Origin of the sequence: Shewanella sp. ALD9, from assembly GCF_002836315.1 — a bacterium.
In the GTDB taxonomy this organism is placed as follows: Bacteria; Pseudomonadota; Gammaproteobacteria; order Enterobacterales; family Shewanellaceae; genus Shewanella.
Map to the genome: position 1 here is coordinate 806,418 of NZ_PJCD01000002.1, position 20,476 is coordinate 826,893.

The window sequence follows — 20,476 nt, forward strand, 5'->3', positions numbered from 1 at the left end:
GACTTCTTTGCTTCCAAAGCGTTTTTTATTCTAAAACCTGAGAACTGCTACAAATATTTTACATAACCATAATCAATTTATCTATTTAGGTCTCTTTATTCACTAAAAAATTGATGTACGTTAATCATAACCTAATGCCGATTTGTTACGCTGACAAGGATTCTCTAACTTATATAGAGGTGAGGCTATGGAACGTAAACCAGACAGAGTGAGTGCAATGAAGCGACTCCTTGAGCAAGTAAAAAATACCTTACCATTTGATCAACCCGGTATATTTAGCTGTGGCCCCAACAACAACTGTGTTGGCTGCCCTAAAAAGTTACTCGATTTGGTTGATGCTGAAGTTAATTACTGGGACGCAGCCATTGCCCAGGGCGTTATACCTTCACTTGGCGATATCAGCCGCTTTGGAAAACTGTGTAAAAATGTCAGTCGTGGCTTACAACGCAATGATATCCAGAGTCATCATTAAATTGCCTCATAATTAAATAGCCTTATACCCATTAGAGTCACATAACCTAAACTCGAGATAACAAAAAGCCCACTAAAAAGTGGGCTTAATGCAACTACTTCAGGTTTATTCTTCAGCATCGCCTAGTGACAATAACGTCGCATTGCCACCAATAGCGGTAATGTTATTGGTACGAGTCTTTTCAGTCACAAAACGAGTTAAGTAGTGTGGGCCACCCGCTTTAGGACCAGTACCTGATAGCCCTTGGCCACCAAATGGTTGTACACCTACAACTGCACCAATTTGGTTACGGTTAATGTATACGTTACCCACGTTAACCTTGTCTGCTAAGCTAAGCGCATGGCCTTCATTACGGCTATGAATACCCAATGTTAACCCAAAACCTGTGCTGTTGATTTCATCAACCACTTTTGCCAAATCTGCCGCTTTATAACGGATAACATGCAAAATAGGCCCAAAATGTTCTTTTTCGAGTAGCTTAATTGAACTAATTTCAACGGCTGTAGGTGCTACAAAATGGCCATTTTCAGTACCCGCAGGTAATTCAAGTTTATTAATTAACTTGCCGACCTGGCTGATATGATCAATGTGGGCATTCAAGTTAGCTTTGGCAGTGGCATCAATCACGGGGCCCACATCGGTTTTCACTGAACTTGGGTTGCCAATCACTAATTGCTCCATGGCGCCTTTCATGACTTCAATTACGCGATCTGCAATATCTTCTTGTAAAAATAAGACTCGCAATGCCGAACAACGCTGACCAGCACTGGTGAACGATGAAGAAACTACATCATTTACCACTTGTTCTGGTTGTGATGTTGAGTCAACCACCATGGCATTTTGACCACCGGTTTCAGCAATTAATGGAATAATTGCGCCATCACGGTTTGCCAAGGTGCGGTTAATCAATTTAGCCGTGCCAGTCGAGCCGGTAAAACACACACCGCCAATACGTTCATCTGCAGTGATTGCAGAACCAACAACTGCGCCAGTACCTGGTAAAAACTGCAATACGTCGGTAGGAATACCGGCTTCATGCGCAAGTTGCACAGCACGATAACCGATCAAACAGGTTTGCTCTGCAGGCTTGGCAATAACCGTGTTACCCGCAGCAAGTGCTGCAGAAACTTGACCAAGGAAAATCGCCAACGGGAAGTTCCATGGGCTAATACACACAAAAATTCCGCGACCTTGTAGAAACAGCTCGTTTAACTCGCCTGTTGGGCCAGGAAGCAATTCAGGCTGAGCCATCATCTTCTTAGCTTGTACGGCGTAATAACGACAAAAATCTACTGCTTCGCGAACTTCATCAATACCATCTTGAATACTCTTACCCGCTTCACGAGTACATAATACAATCAGCTCTTCACGGTTTTCTTCCAGTAAGTCAGCTAATTTCTGTAGTGCATTAGCACGAGTTTCAACAGGTGTACGTGCCCAACCACCAAAAGCAGCATCTGCACCAGCAATGGCTTGTTCAATTGCGTTAGCATCAGCAAAAGCCACTTTACCTACCGTTAATGAAGTATCGTATGGGCTAACAACGGTTTGCACTTCGCCGGTTAAGGTTTTACCGTTTACCAATGGACCTGCTGTCCATTGAGTATCGCTATATTTGTCCAGTGCAGCAAAAAATGGCTCTGACTCAGAAATAATGTTCATGTTTAATCCTTTAGAGTTCTTACGTTCTGCACCGAAAATATCAGCAGGCTTAACAATTTTTTGATTCGCTAACGACTTGTAACCCAATAGCGTCACCAATGGATGAACCACTAAGCTTTCTATTGGGGTATTAGGGTCAACCAGTTTATGTACGAATGAGGTATTGGCTCCGTTTTCCAGTAAGCGACGAACTAAATACGGCAGTAAGTCTTTATGCGCGCCAATGGGTGCATAGATACGTACCGCTTTAGCACCGCTTTCTGCAAGCATGGTGTCGTAAAGCTCTTGGCCCATACCGTGCAAACGTTGGAATTCATATAAACGATCAGCGGCCATCGCATCAATACTGGCAACGGTTTGCGCGTTGTGAGTAGCAAACTGTGGATAAATAGCACCACGGGTGGCATCAGACAATAAATAACGCGCACACGCTAAATAAGACACATCCGTGCCGGCTTTACGGGTATAAAGTGGGTAGCCAGCTTCGCCTGCTTGTTGCGCCCATTTTAGCTCGCTGTCCCAATAAGCACCTTTGACTAAACGCAACGGAATTTCATCGCCTTGATCTTTAGCAAGACGCGTCAACCAACACAACACCGGTAAACAACGCTTAGAATAAGCTTGCACCACAATGCCTAATAAGCCCCAGCCTTTAGCGGCTTCTGACTGATAAAGCTGCTTAAATAACTTCAATGACAATTCAAGACGGTCAACTTCTTCAGCATCAATAGAAATACCAATGTTAAGTTCACGCGCTTGTACTATCAGCTTAATAACTGTGTCGTATAATTCACTTAATACACGATCCTCGTTAGCGACTTCATAACGAGGGTGCAAAGCAGATAGTTTGATTGATATGGTGGGTCTTGGTGAGTTCGCTTCATCGTATTGCTGTTCGCCTAAATCGCGAATAGCATTGCTGTAATCGTTAAAATACTTTTGCGCATCATTGGCGGTTAATGCTGCTTCACCTAACATGTCATAGCTATGGGTATAACCTAACTTACGTTTAGCTTCGCTATTTTTAAGCGCTTCTTTAACGTCCTGACCTAACACAAATTGCTTACCCATGATCTTCATCGCCGCTAACATAGCTTGACGGATCATCGGCTCACCGACACGATTAACCAGACGTTTAAGTATATTGCTTGGCGAACCGTCAGTATTACGATCTAACTTAACCAGTTTACCGGTTAACATTAACCCCCACGTTGAGGCATTAACCAGCAATGAACCACTCATATTTAGGTGTTCATCCCACTTGGCACCAGACAATTTATCTTTAATTAGCGCATCAGCTGTTTCAGCATCAGGAATACGCAGCAAGGCTTCAGCCAAGCACATTAAAATAATGCCTTCTTTCGTTTCTAAGCTGTATTGTTGCAAAAATGCATCAATACCAACCATCAGACCTTTTTTCTCAAACTGACGAACTTTGCTCACGAGCTCATGGGCACGACGAGTCACTTGCTCAATGTCTTGTTCAGACGAAGGCACAAGCTTAATTAATTCAGACAGGTATTGCTCTTCATCGACAATGTAGTTGTTGGTCACTGCAGTAAACAGTTCCTCAAGAGTGGCATTGTCATAGCGGCCGTCCAGTACTTCACTCGCTTTGAACATAGTATTCGCTTCCATCTAGGTCAGGTTAAGGATGGTTATTATCGTTGTTGAATGGACACTGTATTCACGAATATTTTATTTTGTATACAATGTACGATCTGATTTTCGGCGATTATACATTCAAAATGTGAACTTGGACACTCAAGTTGAAAACTTGCTAATAATTGTTTGATTTTGGTCACTGAAACAGACAGAAACAATGTGCTAGTTAATTAACATCACAACAACAATAAACGTTTAAGTTAATGTTAATTAGTAACTTTTTTAATAATTATACCAACATGGAATATGAATATATTTCATCAAGAAAAAGATTAAAAAAAAGGCCAACGTTTGAATAGTTGGCCTTTATACAATCAAATGAGAGACATTAGTCGTATCACTTTATCCGCGAAAATCTCATCGTTATTGGAGATGTTACATCCAACGGCTTTTCTTACGACGTTGTGGACGAGGTAAATACACCAATACAATACCAATCAACGCACCAATACCTGCAATTAACCCACCTTGCTGCCACATTTCATAACGTTGGTTATCCGCGGCTTGCTGTACTTTTGACTTAGCATCATCTCGTTCTTTAATCGCTTTGGTAAGAGCGGCTTTTAACTCAGACACCTTTTCGTTAGACAGTGTTAAAGATTCTTCAGTATTGTCAGTATTTTGCGTAATGTTATTTAATTGCTCATTAGCCTGTTTTAATTGTGCTTCCATTTCAGGAAAACGCTCACGAAAACTAGGCTGATCTGAAACTAAACTGGTTAATACCCAGCCTTCACGACCTTTATGATCAATGATTTGAGTAAAATCACCTTCGGTATTATCCAATAAAGTGATCGGCTGACCCGCTTCAACACTACCGATAATACGAAACTCTGTACCCGGTCCACCGTGGATATAGGTGAACACATCATCAGAAATAAATCGCGTTGGTGCTTGGGCTGCAAATACGCCACTTGGCGCAAGTAAAAATATAAGGATTGAAAGTACTCTTAACACGGTATTTATCCAAACTCAGAAAACTTATTGTCATGCTATTTATTAAATGCTCTGAATGCAAGAAGGAAGTCATATGACTTCCTTCTTAAATACATTCAGCGTTCACATTTCTGCTAATACTTCATTGCGTCTTAGTCAAATTAACTAAAGATGTTCTTGATAATGAAGAAGAACAAAATAGACAGTGCAGCACCGGCTGGCAGAGTAATAACCCAAGACACAACAATGTTACGTACTACACCAATATTAATTGCTGCAATACCACGCGCCATGCCCACACCCAACACAGCACCCACTAACGTTTGCGTTGTTGAAATAGGTAAACCAGTACCAGAAGCAATAACCACAGTCGATGCGGCAGCTAATTCAGCAGCAAAACCACGACTTGGGGTTAAATGCGTAATGTTTTTACCAATGGTTTGCATCACACGCTGTCCAAAAATGGCCAAGCCCATAACAATACCAACAGCACCAAGTGGTAAAATCCACCATGCTAGAACCGCTTTAGCACCAATAATACCGCCGCTTTCTACGACAGAAACCACAGCAGCTAAAGGACCAATCGCATTAGCAACGTCGTTTGAGCCATGGGCAAATGCCATACAACATGCAGTCACAACCATTAATATGGCAAATACTTTTTCAACATTCCCATACTGGGTTTTTAGATCGGCTTTATCGCTCATTTTTAAACGACTAATAGCAATTTTACCTGCAAGACCGACTACGGCTGCAACCACAGCTGCTAATGCATATGCTTCAAGTGTTGAAAAGTTTATGCCTACATGTGATAAGCCTTTAGTAATGGTCACAAGTGACATCACAAAACCGGCCAATGCCATGTAGAAAGGCACATAACGCTTAGCACTTGCTAATGGATCATCGGTATTAAAAATCAGCTTTTGCACACTTTGGAAAATGATATAAGCAATAAAACCCGAAATAGCAGGTGTCACTACCCAAGAGCCTACAATACCGCCAACCTTACCCCATTCAACTGCATCAGCACTGACACCCACTGCGGCAAAGCCAACAATAGCGCCAATAATTGAATGCGTTGTCGAAACTGGCCAGCCTAACGCTGACGCTACAACTAACCAAATACCCGCAGCAAGTAATGAGGCAATCATGCCGTATACCAACAATTCTGGGACATCAGTAAAGTAACTCGCGTCGATAATACCTTTACGAATTGTACTCGTGACTTCACCACCAGCTAAAAAAGCACCGGCGAATTCAAAGATCATTGCAATAATAATCGCTTGTTTAATGGTAATGGCATTAGAACCTACAGAGGTTCCCATTGCATTGGCTACGTCGTTTGCACCAATGCCCCATGCCATCAAAAATCCAAATGCAGCCGCTATCATAATGAGCATAGGGCCGTTGGTGACTAATACATCAACCATGTTGTTTCCTTGATAACCTTTGTGATTAGTTACGAGCTAGCATTAGCTCTAGGCGGGAACCGACACGCTCAGCAATATCTGCTAAACCTCCAACCCATTCGATAATTTTGTACGTGAACATCACATCAATCGGATTCAATTCAGATTCTAATGCATACAACTGACGACGCACTTGAATTTGTAAATCATCAGAATCTTCTTCGATAAGATCTAATTCATTAATCATTTTGGCAACTAACTCAACTTCACGACCACGGAAACCGGTTTCGAGTAAATCATCGAGTTCGTTAATAGCCCGTTTCGCAAGTGATACGGCATCTAAACAACGTTTTAGATAAGCACCAAAGGCATCTTGCATAGGCTGAGGAAGGACTAACTGACGGCCAATAATACGGCCAGAGATATCTTTTGCCTTGTTAGCGATTTTGTCCTGTTGAGTTAATAACTCAAGCAAGTCAGTTCGCTCAACAGGCATAAATAATCCACCAGGAAGAGTCAGGCGAATTTCACGTTTGAGTGAGTCCGCTTCTTTTTCAAGCAAACTAATTTGTTTGCGGATCTTTATCGCTTCATCCCAGTCGCCTGAGTTGGTTGCGTCAAAGAAAGGAACAAGAAGTGATGCACACTCATGTACTTTGTCGATATGTAGTTCTAAAGGCTTAAGAGGTGATTTTGCAAACACACCTAAAATAGAGTTTACTGGCATTGCCGTTTACCTATTTAATAAATTCCAGTTTGGAAAAAGCGGGCGCATGTTAACCCAAGCGTCCGCATAATGAAACTGTGTTTTTTAATTTCGTACGACAGTTTCTCTGTTATCGTTGCTCAGTATATATGATGCGAGCAATGCTATCCTAAGAGATTTTTATTACAACAATATGACATTATGAAGATAATGTGACGCATTAGTGAATATTTGATGACAAGGCAAACATAAAGTCAATGGACGCAGAAATAGAGTTAAAACTATTCATTCAATCACAACATCATGATTTGTTAAAAAAAATATTGAATGACTACCCTAATTCAAGCCCTCAAGGGCAGAAAAAACTCACCAACGGATATTTCGATACCGACGACTTACAACTGCGTCGTTGGGATATGGGCTTACGCGTAAGAGGTTTTGACAATCAACTCGAACAGACCATAAAAACAGCAGGCAGGGTCGTAGGAGGGATCCATTCCCGTCCTGAATATAATGTCAGCATTGATCAAAAAACACCGATCTTGTCACGTTTCCCAAAAGAAATTTGGCCAGAGGGAAATGATCTCGACAAGGTGTCAACATCGCTAAAATGTATTTTTGAAACCAACTTTGAGCGTCAAACTTGGCATATATATCTTAATGATAGCCTTGTTGAGGTTGCACTAGATGTAGGTGAAATAATTGCTGATGATAAAGTTGACCCTATATGCGAACTCGAATTTGAATTACTCGCAGGAGAGACGTCTGCATTATTAATACTCGCAACAGAAGTCGCTAAGTCAGTACCATTTCGCTTAGGTAAAGCCAGTAAAGCTCAACGCGGTTATCAACTTGCAGGCAAATCAAAGCCGTTCACCATTGAGCATATTGATTATGTGTCATTACCAAAAAACAATAATATGCAGCAAGCCTTGAGCACATTATTAGAAACAGGTCTTGAGCGCTGGCAATTGATTGAGAATATATTAACGCTGCCAACTGGTGATGTTCATCAACAATCAGCCTTGTGGGGCGAATTACGCCGCTGTGTGCGCTTACTCAGGCTCACCTTAAATCAATTTGGTTTATTAGATCAGTACACCAGCCCATTATTCGATCATCTTGAGCATGCTTTGGCATTTGTTAGCCCACTGCAAAGTTGTTGTTTATTATTACAAGACGATGCTAAACCACTTGCCAACATCAACAATAAAACCCTTGTGTGCCTACAATTAGAAAACTATATCGACTCAATGTCGATATCAACTCAATTAGGCTCAATATGGCAACATCCTGAGTATGGTCAATTACAATTGGCATTGGTCGATTTGCTATTAACCGCTGAAAGCGGCAAAAATGAAAGCCGTCATTATCCCGAATTAGGTTTATTTGCCAACCAGCTACAGCAAGCCTCATGGAAACGTATTGGAAAATCAATGCCGATAACCGCTGAAATGAACAGTATTGATTACCAACACGTTGCTGATGCTTTGGATGAAAGTATCTTAGTTGGGTTTGCTTATGGAGAAATGTATCCCGCTAAAAAGCGCGAGGCTTTTCGGGCACCATGGCAAGACTTAGCGTTAGGGATTAGTACGTTATCTGCATATAAAATATTAAGGCATTTGAGTGCACAGCATCTGCTTAATATTGAAGCTTGGTTAGACAATAAAGAAACCAGTTTATTGTTTGCCATGGAGCATTCGCGAAAAAGTGCCTTAAAAGTCCCTATTTACTGGTAAGCATGCATATTCCCCATAATTGGTTACACGCCCACATATATTAGTGATGAATAGTAAAACAGGAAGATAATGATTATCTTCCTGTTTTACTAAACAACTAATCTGTTAGCGTTAAGGCCTTAATCGTCGCTTATTCTTTGGCAAAATACAGGTTACTTTGCCAAAGCCTGCTTAACACGCCGACCGTAATCAACATCCGCTTTAGTAAAATGATCGACCATTTTTTGTTGCACATCTAAGGTTGTTTGACTGAGTGTGCCCGCAATCGTTTCCACTAAACGATTTTTCTCTGCTTCACTAAAGATACGATAAAGATTACCCGCTTGGGTAAAGTCATCTTGGTTATAACGACTAAAGCGTGCAGCCTCTCCTTCTAAACGTAACGGTGGTTCTTCAAAACTTGCATTTTCAGTGAGTGGTGCAACACTGTTAGGACCATAATTAACACTGGCATCACCACCGGTTTGGCTACCTTGATAAGGACACTGTGTTCCTGCCATAGCACCAGCACGTTGATGATGGTTGGCTTTAGCGGCATGCGGACAGTTAACGGGTAATTGATTGTAATTAGTCCCTATACGGTAGCGCTGCGCATCTGCATATGAAAACAAACGGGCTTGCAGCATTTTGTCTGGCGACGCCCCCACTCCAGGCACTAAGTTACTTGGTGCTAATGCCACTTGTTCAACTTCAGCAAAGTAGTTTTGTGGTAAACGGTTTAGCTCAAGTTCACCCACTTCAATCAACGGATAATCACTGTGCGGCCATACTTTAGTCAAATCAAATGGATTAATGGCGTAAGTATTGGCATCAGCTTCTGGCATAATTTGCACATTCACAGTCCAACGCGGGAAGTTAGCATCATTAATTGCTGCCACCATGTCGCGTTGTGATGAATCAGGATCTATCCCTTTTAGTATATCTGCTTGTTCGCCGGTTAAATTTACCACGCCTTGCTGTGATTTAAAGTGGAACTTAACCCAAAAACGTTCACCCTTAGCATTCCAAAACGAGAACGTGTGCGAACCATAACCATGCATTTGTCTGTAGTTAGCCGGAATACCACGGTCTGACATTAATATGGTCACCTGATGCATCGACTCTGGATTGAGCGCCCAAAAGTCCCACATTGCTTGGGGATCTTTTAAATTAGTTTGTGGGTGACGTTTCTGAGTGTGAATAAAGTCAGGGAATTTAATACCGTCACGAATAAAGAATGTTGGCGTGTTATTACCGACAATATCGTGGTTACCACGAGCAGTATAAAAACGTAGTCCAAAACCGCGTGGATCACGCTCTGCATCTGCTGACCCCATTTCTCCGCCTACCGTAGAGAAGCGCATAAATGTTTCAGTCTGCTTACCGACACCATTAAAATGATCCGCTATGGTAAATTCACTTAAATCTTTAGTTAGTGTAAACGTCCCATATACACCAGTCCCTTTAGCATGTACCACACGCTCAGGAATACGTTCACGGTTAAAATGAGCCAGCTTCTCTATTAAATGCCAATCTTGTAAAAGCAGTGGACCACGTTCACCAGCCGAGATTGAATTTTGATCATCTGCTACCGGGGCGCCATTTTGGCTGGTTAAATAATTACCTTGATTCATTTTTTTGCTCCTATGTGCGGTCTACTAACCACTGCTCAATTAAGTCATAAACTGTTGCCATGATGATTTTCCTCACTCAACTCATCATTCTATGGACACATAATAGAAGCACTTCATAATTACATAAAACGATTAAAATAGATTATTGCAAACTAAAAAAACGATTATGAAATTTATTAAGGATAGGAAAAACAGATTAAAACTAAAATGCAGGCAATAAAAAAGCCAAACTGATTATTTGGCTTTATCGAGACACAATGTGACTATTCAGTGGGTGGAGTAGGCTCACGGTATAACTTCACTAAATAATAGAGATCAATTAATACAATAAAAAAGTTAACCAGCGCCACAGGGATCGCATCAATCGCGAGGCCATAAGCCACAAACAACCCTGCACCAATTAAGTTCCACCAGCGTAGTTTTTTAATGTCTGACATCATCAGTGAAATAGCCACAACGACAGAGGCTAAATATCCTACCCATTCCCAGATGTTGATACTGTCCATGGATTTTCCTTATTTTGATATGCCTACATCTAATGCAAGCGAGTAACAATATTAAGCTAACGTGAGTCAGTGAAAAAACGTTATTGCTTAACGCACTTATTGGCACACTTGATAGACTAAATAAGCAAAGCACATTATAAAAAAATACACTGTTAACAAGATTAAAACCTTGATCCATCGATGATTATAAGGCCTATCGATTTATAGTATCTATAATAGCTTATCGCTCTACAACCGCAGCCGTCATTCGTGAAATACAACAAAGTTCACCCGCACTGTTACGAATAAGGACTTCCCAAACCGAACTGCGTTTACCTAAATGCACAGGTTTAGCCGTTGCCGTTAATTCACCATTACGTGATGCTTTCAAATGATTTGCGTTGATTTCTTGGCCAACACAATAGTAACGGGTAAAGTCGACCACAAAGTTGGCGGCATAACTGGCTACTGTTTCTGCTAGTGCGACGTTCGCACCACCATGAACAATCCCTAATGGATTGTGTACGGCTGGATTAGCAGGCATTGTGGCAACCATATAATCGTCACCGATTTCAGTAATTTTAATGCCCAATGTTTGCATTAAGGTGCCCTTTCCCTGCATCCCTGCATCTAAACGAGCACAATCTTCTAAAGTGACAGTGTTAAACCAAATACTCATTCTTAATATCCATCATTATTATTATTAGAAAACTCAGTGTACTGATTAGCTTACCTTTTTGAAAGAAAAACGCGAACAATAACATTAACCCATTAAAAAGGAGCCTAAGCTCCTTTTATAGTTATTCACTAAATCTATATGTACGTTAACTCACTAATTCGCAATGGCTTTGGTAGGTCTGTGCCCAACGCAATAACTCAACTCGGTTACGAGACTCCGTTTTACGGAAAATAGATGAGATATGCGCTTTTACAGTATGTTCACTAATACACAAACGCTGGGCAATTTCTTTATTACGCGCACCGCTAGAAACAAGCTGAATAATGGTTCTTTCTCGACTGGTTAATCTTTGGAGGATGGCCACGGTATCGGCAGGGATTTCAACGTTGGTATCGAGTTGCTGGACTAAACGTCTAAAAATCTTACTGATCAGTGGACGGTCGTACCACAATTCATCAGAAACCATTTTACGCAGACCCGTCAGCATTAAGTCCATGCGTTGATCACTGTATAACAAACCCCGTACGCCTAAGAGTAATGCTGACTCTTGATCAAGTGATCCACGTTCAACTTGGTACAATGCTACAGGGACATGCTCCACTAAACGCGATACCAGTAACGGGATGCCCTTACTGTCTAAGGCCGCACCTTTTTGTGAAACAAGATAAAAGTTGTTGGATTTTTTTTCTAACTCAAGCTCAGCCGCATGTTTTACAATTCGAGTTTTCAACCCGATAGATTCTGCCAAAATAGCTAAATGGCAAGGTGCTGCGATTTGGTGCAAAAACACCAACTCATCAATATTTGAACTCATCACTCTTCTCCCTGAAAAGTACATTATTGCTCAACATACCTTGAGCACATCCTGAGGCTATATACTATACGTAAATGAAATACGTTTACTAGCCTTCAAAACTAGGCTGAGCAGATAGTTTACTTTTTGTCGTTATATTAGAGCATGTTCTTTCTTCATTCATTAATCGCGTTACGAGATAAATCGACTCACCAAAAAAGTGGCTATTAGGTTAAGTCGGTCATTATCAATCACGATTCTTATAATAAAAAACCTTCCTATACAGCAAGCATAGTAAAAATTTGTTAGTTGATATGACTATTATGTAAGTCTAAAGTATGAATAGTAAATTTGACTGACTTTGCGTAGACTTTATCACTAACCCAAGACTGATAAGCTCATACTTTCAATTCGCTCAACATCATCAATCTCTCATCAATGCTAGCAGCCAAATTTACTCATTTTATGGCAAAATAAGCTAACTAAATAAGTTAAATGAGCCTTATCATACCGGAGGCTGGTTAAGCGCCATTTTGGTCGCTATTTGTTTATTATGAAGAGACGATAACAACAGTAAGCCACATACCCCACCAATTAATGCTAGAAACATGTCAGATTGAGTATCCCAAACATATCCTTGAGTGCCTAAAAATGCCTCGGCATTTTCACCGGTAGCAATGGCAACCCACCATTCAACTAATTCGTAAAAAGCTGAAAACGCCAACACAAAACATACTGCTAAAAACTGACACCAAGCACCTATTTGCATGACATGTTTACGAATAAATATTTCGCGAGCTAATATTACCGGAATAAAACCCTGAGCAAAATGGCCGACTTTATCGTAATTATTACGCTCGCCGCCCATCACTTGCGCTAGCCAGTCAAATAACGGCACTTCAGCATAGGTATAACGTGCACCGACAAATAACACACAGCAATGTACTAAAATAAGTGCATAAGCTAACGTAGTCAGAGGAAAGCTTTTACGACTAAAAAATAAAATAGGTAATGCGATTAACGCAGGTATCGCTTCTAACCACCAAGTGAACATATCTTTAGGTGCGCTAACTGACCACAACAGTACTAATAGATAAATCCCTATCCATATAACCTTACTCTTCATCTTAATTCTCTCCATGAGATATTGTTCTCAAATTAGAATATAAACTTTAGCCATCTAGCCCTCTACAAGCGCTTAAAAAAGTGCTACTTTGATAATGCGCCGGAAGTCCGCATTTATATCATAACTATTAGTATAAGCATTAGTATAACCATTAGCTTAAGCACCATTTAATGATAAGAGGGTACCCATATCATGGCGAAACACTCGCTTGACAAGGATAAGATCAAAATCCTGCTGTTGGAGGGCGTCCACCAAACTGCGGTCGATGTACTAGAACGTGCAGGTTATACCAACATTGAATACCATAAAGCCTCGTTAGGCGAAGAGGCTTTGATTGCATCAATTAAAGATGCTCACTTTGTTGGATTACGCTCCCGCACCCAGCTTACTGCGGAAGTATTGCACCGTGCAGAAAAGTTGGTTGCGATTGGTTGTTTTTGTATTGGCACCAACCAAGTCGATTTAGCCACGGCCGAGAAACTGGGTATTCCTGTTTTCAACGCCCCTTTCTCCAACACCCGCAGTGTTGCTGAATTGGTGATTGGTGAAATCATCATGCTGATGCGTGGCATTCCACAGCGCAATGCCATGTCACATCGTGGCGGTTGGTTGAAGAGTGCTAATGGCAGTGTTGAAGTCCGTGGTAAAACCTTAGGTGTGATTGGTTATGGCCATATTGGTACTCAACTGGGTATTTTGGCTGAAACCTTGGGCATGAGAGTGATTTTCTTTGATATTGAAGATAAGTTACCGTTAGGCAATGCCTCTCAAGTTCACTCTATGGACAAGTTATTGGCCCAAGCAGACGTTGTTAGCCTGCATGTACCAGAAACACCGCAAACTAAAGACATGTTCGCTAAAGCTGAATTTGCTCAAATGCGTCAAGGCAGTTTCTTTATCAATGCCTCTCGCGGAACTGTTGTTGATATCGAAGACTTAGCCGATGCCCTGAAGTCAGAACATCTTGCGGGTGCTGCGATTGACGTATTCCCGGTAGAACCTAAGTCGAATGATGATGAATTCATCTCTCCACTGCGTGGCTTAGACAATGTATTACTCACACCGCATATTGGTGGTAGTACTGCTGAAGCACAGGAAAATATCGGCGTAGAAGTGGCTGGCAAACTGGTGAAATACTCAGATAACGGTTCTACCCTGTCTGCGGTCAATTTCCCTGAAGTGTCTTTAGCGCAACATAGCGGTACCTCACGCTTATTGCACATTCATCAAAACCGTCCTGGTGTATTGATTAAAATTAACCAAGCGTTTTCTGAAAAAGGCATTAACATTGCTGCTCAGTACTTACAAACCACTGCTGAAATTGGTTACGTGGTAATGGAAGTCGATTCTGATCAAGCTGAAGAAGCATTAGTTGAATTAAAATCTATTGAAGGCACTATCCGTGCGCGAGTATTGTTTTAAACTGACTTTTATAAGCAATTAACTTGAGTTAATTGTCTTCCTAAAAAAGCTACCTTGTGCACAAGGTAGCTTTTTTATTGGCTTTAAAACCATAGCCCCCTGTTGAGCATTCTATTAATCCGTTACACTCCAACCATACCGTCTTATTCACACGTTAGGGATAGTTATGACCATTTCAGTAAACCAACCAGATTGGGATTTTATCGCCACGTCTCCTGAATTAATGTTATCAAGTTTGACGCATATGGGGTTAATCGAAATCACTGGTGAGCAAGGGCGCAGTTTCATTCATGGCCAAGTCACCACAGATATTACCTCCCTTGGCACAAACGAGTGGAAATGGGGTGCTCATTGCGACCCTAAAGGTAAAATGCTCGCCAGTTTCCGTGGGTTTTCAATCGGCGATAGCTTATTCATGTTACTGCCAAAAAGTACTTTAAGCTTGGATTTACCTCAGTTACAAAAATACGCTGTATTCAGTAAAGCCGAACTCGCCGATGTCAGTAATGATTATCAAATAATGGGTATTGCTGGCCCAAAAGCACAAGCCTTTGCAACTGAACATTTTGGCGATGTATCGCAACCACTTAATCTTGTTGAGCAAGGTGTGATTATTCGTGATGGTGAACGTTTTATTGCCATTATTAACAATGCAGCAGCACAAACCATTATCAGCCAATCGGGACAAACATTGTTTGCTGCAAGTGCATGGCAAGCATTGGAAATTAAAGCCGGTTATCCAAACATAGATGCCGCTCATTCCGGCCAGTACGTTGCGCAAATGTGCAACCTGCAAGCCATTAATGGCATTAGCTTTACCAAAGGCTGTTACATGGGCCAGGAAACCATTGCCAGGATGAAATATCGCGGTGGCAATAAACGTGCATTGTATATTTTGTCTGGTACTACCAAGCAAACCATCAGCACTGACACTCAATTAGAAATTGCCCTTGAAGGCGGCTTCCGTCGTGGTGGCAATATCATTGAATGCGTCCAATATGGTGACAAGGTACTGCTTACCGCGGTGTTGCCAAATGATACCGAAAACAACGCTCAACTTCGTATTACCGGAGATGAAAGCTCACAGCTAACTATTATCGAGTTGCCATATTCTTTAGCAGATGCTTAATTAATTGATGTTGTATCTTCATTAAGCGAGCCATTGGCTCGCTTTTTTATTTTTTGAACATTAATGATCTATATCACGTATATTATTGATAATATTACTCTGTTTATTCAGAACTTCAATTAAGCTAATTCGTTATGGAGCGACTATGACTACTATCGTCACCTTAGAAAATATTAGTAAAGGGTTCCGCGATGGCGAGTCATTTCATTCGGTGCTTAATCACGTCAACCTGACTTTGCAGCAAGGTCAAACTATCGCATTAACCGGGCCTAGCGGCAGCGGTAAAAGTACCTTACTGAATATCATTGGTGGCTTTGAAACCATAGACAACGGTGACATGTTAATCCGTCAGGCTGATAACATGCGATCGGTGACAAAGTGGCAAGATAAGCAATGGAGCCAATATCGACGTCAGTCGCTCGGGGTTATATTCCAACAATTTAACTTACTCACACCATTAAATGTGCGCGACAACATTCAATTTTCACTGGCGCTAAATCAGTTAGCATGGAGCCCTTGGTGTGATGAACTTTGCCACCAGCTAGGATTAACGCCATTGTTAGACCGCAACGTTGAAAACTTATCCGGTGGGCAACAACAGCGAGTGGCTATCGCGCGGGCATTAGCTCACAAACCACAACTCATATTAGCCGACGAACCGACAGGTAATCTTGATCAACACGCCGGATTACAAGTCATGCAACTACTTACCGAACTCGCTCAACAAGCCAACTGTTGTATTTTAATGGTGACTCACAGCGAACAATGTGCCGCATTTATGCAGCATCGCTGGCACGTCGAAAATCAGCAGATTGTGATTAACCCTGCTGACATGACGTTGCAAGGTTAAGCCCATGACAACTAACTCTTCATCATACTTATTCTCAATTAAGCGCTTAAGGTTATGCTTGCACCTGTTTGCCAGCCATTATCGTCATGCCCCCCTGCAAGCCAGTGCTATTTTACTGGGCATCATGCTCGCGGTAACGTTACTGATTGGCGTATACGCCACCAACGAAAACGCCAAACAAAGCTATGGCAATGTATCCGAACTAATGAGCCAACAAGCTCGCTTATCGATTAGCCACCGTACAGAAAGCAGTATTGATGAGTCTGTTTATTTTGCATTAGCCAATGCAGGATTCAATACCATTGCCAGCATTGAAGGCATCGCAACCGATGAACAAGGCCGATTATGGCGGGTTAATAGTAGTGATGTAGTTGCCGCTATGACCAGCAACATGCAACAGCAAAAATCAGGTGCTAGCTCATCGATAACAGCGACGCATATTCCGCTAGCAGAATTACTGGCAGGCAAACCCAAAGTGCTAATGTCGGCAAGCCAGCGCGAACGCATGAATAAAGTGACCAACAACACTGACCGCATAATACTGAACGACACGGCTGTTGAACTCGTTGCCATTGATGATTCGTGGGGACTTGGTTCGGCAATTTTGGCCGATATCTCACTCGCTCAACCCTTGCTGAATATGCAGGGTAAGTTAAGTTACGTTGCCGTATTTGATTCACCCTCTTCAAATGCAAATATCTCAGCCGCAAACGAATCAGAAACAGATGAGCAACTGATAGCTCGATTAACGAACACCCTAACCCAAGCAGGTATTGATACCAGTAAGCTAAATTTCACCACCCAAACGAGTGAAGGCGAATCGCTTACCGCCCTCACTGCCAGCTTTCATCTTAATCTTGATGCCATGAGCATGTTGGCCTTTGTTGTCGGCTTATTTATTGCCTACAACGGGGTTCGTTATAGCTTAATGAAGCGTCAAAAATTGCTGGTGCAAATCATGCAGCAAGGGCTCGATAGGCGCACCATCATGCTTGCCCTAAGCATTGAAATAGTCTGTTTAGTGTTTATTGGCTGTGTATTAGGTTTTATTGTCGGACTGCAATTATCGCAATGGCTACAACCTATGGTCGCCATCACTCTTGAACAGCTTTATGGCGCCAAATTATTACCCGGAAACTGGCAATGGCAATGGTTTGCACAAGCACTCATATTAACCTTGTCAGCGGCATTTGCTGCTTGTATTCCCATGCTGATAAACCTGATTAACACCCCACTTGCGCAAGGGGCTCAAAAACAACCACAAAGCCAACAATTCGGCATTATTCATTGGCGACAATTTATCATCGCAGCATTGCTAATCTTAGTGTGTACTATCGCCTTCGCCTTTACCGAACAGTATCGCCATAGCCTAGTATTACTGGGTATTCTCTCGGTTGCGATTCCGTTGTTGTTACCTCAATTTTTACATTGGGGAGTTAACTTACTCAGTCCATTTATGCCTAAAGGACTGTGGCAATACGTGATTGCCGAAACCAAAGAGATCATCGCTCCTCTCGCGCTTGCGATGATGGCAATGCTGCTAGCTCTGTGCGCCAATATTGCCATGAACACCTTAGTGGGCAGTTTTGAAATCACCTTAAAAAAATGGCTCGATGCCCGTTTGCATGCAGACTTATACATTAGACCCAATCCAAACCAAATCGATACATTAACGATATTATTGGAACAAGATCCCAAGGTTGAAGCGATTTATGAGCAATGGACTGTCGACAGCAACCTTAATCGAATTGAAACGCCGCAAACACAGGTTGCTATCCACCTTGTCAGTCGTGACCATTTGTCTTTAACCGAAACAACTGTATTTAAAACCACAGCCGATGACTTTTGGACAACCTTCACAGCAGGTGAAAGCCTGATGATAAGTGAACCATTATCGATAAAATACCAACTCAATATAGGCGATAAAGTTCAGCTATCGCAACTTGGTCAAGCTAGCTTGAACATTGGCGGAATTTATTACGATTACGGTAATCCCCAAGGCGAAGCGATTATTACTCAGTCCTTATGGCAGCAATCTCAATTACCCGCCAAACCCATTAGCCTAGCCGTGTCTTATCAAGGTGATATTACTCCACTACAAGACAATATTAGCCAGCAAATCAATCTGTCTTCTGCTTACATGTACAGCCAGCAGCGAATTAAAACTGAAGCGATTAACATATTTAATAAAACATTCTCAATCACTGTAGTGCTTAATAGCTTAACCTTACTGGTAGCTGCCATTGGCTTATTCAGTGCCTGTATGATGCTAACGCAAGCGAGGCAAGCACCTTTAGCCCGCTTGTATGCTATAGGTGTTAGTCGTAATCAATTACGGATGATGGTGTTAGTGCAAATGCTATTTATCGTGTTATTAACCTGCTTGGTCGCGTTACCGACAGGCGCGTTACTGGGTTATTTATTAATTCATAAAGTCACGTTACAAGCATTTGGCTGGAGCATCGCCATGGTGTGGGATTGGGCGGCATATGCTCAAGTGGTGATCATTGCTGTAGTCAGTTGTTTACTTGCAGTGTGTTTACCTTTGTATTGGCAAACCAGAAAACCCTTGATATCCAGCTTGCAACAGGAAGCACTATGACCTCTTTCACTTTCAAGAGCGTACTCAACGTCGCGTTCAAAACTGTTAGCTACAGAGTGCAGAAGCAATGGTTGATGGTCATTGTCTTTCCTCTTAGCGCATTGCTAGTGGCTTGCTCTCCTCAGCAAAATGTTGCAGTAAAACAGTCTACCATTAGCAGTATGTCGTCAGCTTCTGCTGAAGGTTATAGCGAAGTAATTCAAGGTAAAACCTTACTCTTTCCGCAAGACCACTTAGCTCACGATGACTTTAAAATTGAGTGGTGGTATTTAACCGCAAACTTGACCACCGCTGCAGGTGAAGATGTAGGCGTGCAATGGACTCAATTTCGTATCGGAATGACACCACCAGTAAGCCTTCAAGCGACAACAACGAATAATTGGGTGACCAATCAGCTTTACATGGCACATGCAGCGGTAACCACAAATACTGAACATTTAATGGCCGAAAAATGGTCACGAGGCCACCCACAACTTGCAAGCGTTAAACCACAACCATTTGAAGTACATTTACAAAACTGGCAATGGTTAAGTCAGTCTGACAGTCTGTTTCCGGCCACATTAAATGTCGCTAGTGATAAGTTTAGTTATCAATTACAGCTAAACAGTCAGCAACCGCTGCAATTACAAGGCGATAAAGGTTATAGCAGCAAAAGTGCAGACCAAAGCGTGGCATCTTATTATTACAGCCAACCCTTTATTGATGTAACGGGTCAAGTTACCCGTCATGGTGTTACTGAAAAAGTCAGCGGTAAAGCTTGGCTTGACCGCGAATGGAGTTCACAATTTTTAACCAAAGCCCAGCAAGGTTGGGATTGGTTTTCACTGCGTTTAGACGACAACTCAACGTTAATGGCATTTAGACTGCGCGGCGAAAATGACCAAGCACATTTTTACAGTGCTAGAAGGATGTTCGCTGATGGTAGTGGTCACAATATTAATAGCCGAGACAACCCTAATGATATCGATATGCAACCCACTCAGTGGCAACAAACGGCATTAGGCAATCATCCTATTGCATGGCGAATTAACATTAACAGTGAAGCCATCGACGTCACAACTCAAGCCGTTAACCCCAACAGCGACATGCCAGTATCAACCTCATATTGGGAAGGCCCCATTACGATTAAAGGCAGCCACCAAGGTCAAGGTTATATGGAGCTTACGGGTTACTAGGCTTGTTTAC

16 protein-coding genes are annotated in these 20,476 nt (G+C 41.8%); 7 read left to right on the top strand and 9 right to left on the bottom strand.

Annotated elements, in window-relative coordinates; genetic code table 11:
* Nucleotides 1-187: 187 nt before the first annotated feature.
* Nucleotides 188-472 carry a hypothetical protein gene (locus CXF88_RS06945; RefSeq protein ID WP_101086168.1) on the top strand — a complete coding sequence of 95 codons (285 nt, stop codon included), beginning with the start codon at nt 188-190 and terminating at the stop codon, nt 470-472.
* A 105-nt stretch (nt 473-577) separates the two neighbouring features.
* Here CXF88_RS06945 and putA read toward each other — a convergent pair whose 3' ends face one another.
* From putA to CXF88_RS06965, 4 genes are all read right to left on the bottom strand, one after another.
* Nucleotides 578-3,772, bottom strand: a complete 3,195-nt coding sequence (putA, locus tag CXF88_RS06950) for a bifunctional proline dehydrogenase/L-glutamate gamma-semialdehyde dehydrogenase PutA (protein ID WP_197708415.1) — start codon at nt 3,770-3,772, stop codon at nt 578-580.
* A 402-nt stretch (nt 3,773-4,174) separates the two neighbouring features.
* The gene (locus CXF88_RS06955) at nt 4,175-4,756 is read right to left on the bottom strand and encodes a TIGR04211 family SH3 domain-containing protein (protein WP_101086170.1); all 582 of its coding nucleotides are present in this window, start codon (nt 4,754-4,756) and stop codon (nt 4,175-4,177) included.
* Between the two features lie 140 nt (nt 4,757-4,896).
* A complete protein-coding gene (locus CXF88_RS06960) occupies nt 4,897-6,165 on the bottom strand; it encodes an inorganic phosphate transporter (protein WP_101086171.1) in 1,269 nt (422 codons plus the stop codon).
* A 25-nt stretch (nt 6,166-6,190) separates the two neighbouring features.
* On the bottom strand, nt 6,191-6,871 hold the full coding sequence (locus CXF88_RS06965) for a TIGR00153 family protein (protein WP_059747637.1): 681 nt from the start codon (nt 6,869-6,871) through the stop codon (nt 6,191-6,193).
* Nucleotides 6,872-7,107: 236 nt separating this feature from the next.
* Between CXF88_RS06965 and CXF88_RS06970 the strand changes: the two genes are divergently transcribed.
* Nucleotides 7,108-8,592, top strand: coding sequence for a CYTH domain-containing protein (locus CXF88_RS06970; RefSeq protein ID WP_101086172.1), 1,485 nt, complete (start codon nt 7,108-7,110; stop codon nt 8,590-8,592).
* 152 nt (nt 8,593-8,744) lie between these two features.
* Here CXF88_RS06970 and katB read toward each other — a convergent pair whose 3' ends face one another.
* From katB to CXF88_RS06995, 5 genes are all read right to left on the bottom strand, one after another.
* Nucleotides 8,745-10,205: a catalase KatB gene (gene katB, locus CXF88_RS06975; RefSeq protein WP_101086173.1), complete on the bottom strand. Its 1,461-nt coding sequence runs from the start codon at nt 10,203-10,205 to the stop codon at nt 8,745-8,747.
* A gap of 263 nt (nt 10,206-10,468) precedes the next feature.
* Nucleotides 10,469-10,711 (bottom strand): YgjV family protein, encoded by a 243-nt coding sequence (locus CXF88_RS06980; RefSeq protein WP_101086174.1) that lies wholly within the window; start codon nt 10,709-10,711, stop codon nt 10,469-10,471.
* A gap of 220 nt (nt 10,712-10,931) precedes the next feature.
* A complete protein-coding gene (locus CXF88_RS06985) occupies nt 10,932-11,369 on the bottom strand; it encodes a PaaI family thioesterase (protein WP_101086175.1) in 438 nt (145 codons plus the stop codon).
* A gap of 145 nt (nt 11,370-11,514) precedes the next feature.
* A complete protein-coding gene (locus CXF88_RS06990; protein WP_101086176.1) occupies nt 11,515-12,183 on the bottom strand; it encodes a response regulator transcription factor in 669 nt (222 codons plus the stop codon).
* A 484-nt stretch (nt 12,184-12,667) separates the two neighbouring features.
* Nucleotides 12,668-13,288 carry a DUF2238 domain-containing protein gene (locus CXF88_RS06995; protein ID WP_101086177.1) on the bottom strand — a complete coding sequence of 207 codons (621 nt, stop codon included), beginning with the start codon at nt 13,286-13,288 and terminating at the stop codon, nt 12,668-12,670.
* Nucleotides 13,289-13,480: 192 nt separating this feature from the next.
* Between CXF88_RS06995 and serA the strand changes: the two genes are divergently transcribed.
* The 5 genes from serA (at nt 13,481) to CXF88_RS07020 (ending at nt 20,466) form a co-directional block, all read left to right on the top strand.
* Nucleotides 13,481-14,710: a phosphoglycerate dehydrogenase gene (gene serA, locus CXF88_RS07000; protein ID WP_101086178.1), complete on the top strand. Its 1,230-nt coding sequence runs from the start codon at nt 13,481-13,483 to the stop codon at nt 14,708-14,710.
* A 166-nt stretch (nt 14,711-14,876) separates the two neighbouring features.
* Nucleotides 14,877-15,839, top strand: coding sequence for a tRNA-modifying protein YgfZ (ygfZ, locus tag CXF88_RS07005; protein WP_101086179.1), 963 nt, complete (start codon nt 14,877-14,879; stop codon nt 15,837-15,839).
* Between the two features lie 145 nt (nt 15,840-15,984).
* Nucleotides 15,985-16,689, top strand: a complete 705-nt coding sequence (locus CXF88_RS07010) for an ABC transporter ATP-binding protein (RefSeq protein ID WP_101086180.1) — start codon at nt 15,985-15,987, stop codon at nt 16,687-16,689.
* A gap of 4 nt (nt 16,690-16,693) precedes the next feature.
* Nucleotides 16,694-19,291: an ABC transporter permease gene (locus CXF88_RS07015; RefSeq protein WP_101086181.1), complete on the top strand. Its 2,598-nt coding sequence runs from the start codon at nt 16,694-16,696 to the stop codon at nt 19,289-19,291.
* Entirely contained in the window at nt 19,288-20,466 is a 1,179-nt protein-coding gene (locus CXF88_RS07020; protein ID WP_242445109.1) for a lipocalin-like domain-containing protein, read from the top strand. Before CXF88_RS07015 ends, CXF88_RS07020 begins: the two co-directional genes overlap by 4 nt.
* Nucleotides 20,467-20,476 lie beyond the last annotated feature (10 nt).

What these genes read in the sequence shown, in the direction of transcription:
- CXF88_RS06945 (WP_101086168.1), top strand. Translation starts at nt 188, where the DNA reads ATGGAACGTAAACCAGACAGAGTGAGTGCAATGAAGCGACTCCTTGAG.
- putA (WP_197708415.1), bottom strand. Translation starts at nt 3,772, where the DNA reads ATGGAAGCGAATACTATGTTCAAAGCGAGTGAAGTACTGGACGGCCGC.
- CXF88_RS06960 (WP_101086171.1), bottom strand. Translation starts at nt 6,165, where the DNA reads ATGGTTGATGTATTAGTCACCAACGGCCCTATGCTCATTATGATAGCG.
- CXF88_RS06965 (WP_059747637.1), bottom strand. Translation starts at nt 6,871, where the DNA reads ATGCCAGTAAACTCTATTTTAGGTGTGTTTGCAAAATCACCTCTTAAG.
- CXF88_RS06970 (WP_101086172.1), top strand. Translation starts at nt 7,108, where the DNA reads ATGGACGCAGAAATAGAGTTAAAACTATTCATTCAATCACAACATCAT.
- katB (WP_101086173.1), bottom strand. Translation starts at nt 10,205, where the DNA reads ATGAATCAAGGTAATTATTTAACCAGCCAAAATGGCGCCCCGGTAGCA.
- CXF88_RS06980 (WP_101086174.1), bottom strand. Translation starts at nt 10,711, where the DNA reads ATGGACAGTATCAACATCTGGGAATGGGTAGGATATTTAGCCTCTGTC.
- CXF88_RS06985 (WP_101086175.1), bottom strand. Translation starts at nt 11,369, where the DNA reads ATGAGTATTTGGTTTAACACTGTCACTTTAGAAGATTGTGCTCGTTTA.
- CXF88_RS06990 (WP_101086176.1), bottom strand. Translation starts at nt 12,183, where the DNA reads ATGAGTTCAAATATTGATGAGTTGGTGTTTTTGCACCAAATCGCAGCA.
- CXF88_RS06995 (WP_101086177.1), bottom strand. Translation starts at nt 13,288, where the DNA reads ATGAAGAGTAAGGTTATATGGATAGGGATTTATCTATTAGTACTGTTG.
- serA (WP_101086178.1), top strand. Translation starts at nt 13,481, where the DNA reads ATGGCGAAACACTCGCTTGACAAGGATAAGATCAAAATCCTGCTGTTG.
- ygfZ (WP_101086179.1), top strand. Translation starts at nt 14,877, where the DNA reads ATGACCATTTCAGTAAACCAACCAGATTGGGATTTTATCGCCACGTCT.
- CXF88_RS07010 (WP_101086180.1), top strand. Translation starts at nt 15,985, where the DNA reads ATGACTACTATCGTCACCTTAGAAAATATTAGTAAAGGGTTCCGCGAT.
- CXF88_RS07015 (WP_101086181.1), top strand. Translation starts at nt 16,694, where the DNA reads ATGACAACTAACTCTTCATCATACTTATTCTCAATTAAGCGCTTAAGG.
- CXF88_RS07020 (WP_242445109.1), top strand. Translation starts at nt 19,288, where the DNA reads ATGACCTCTTTCACTTTCAAGAGCGTACTCAACGTCGCGTTCAAAACT.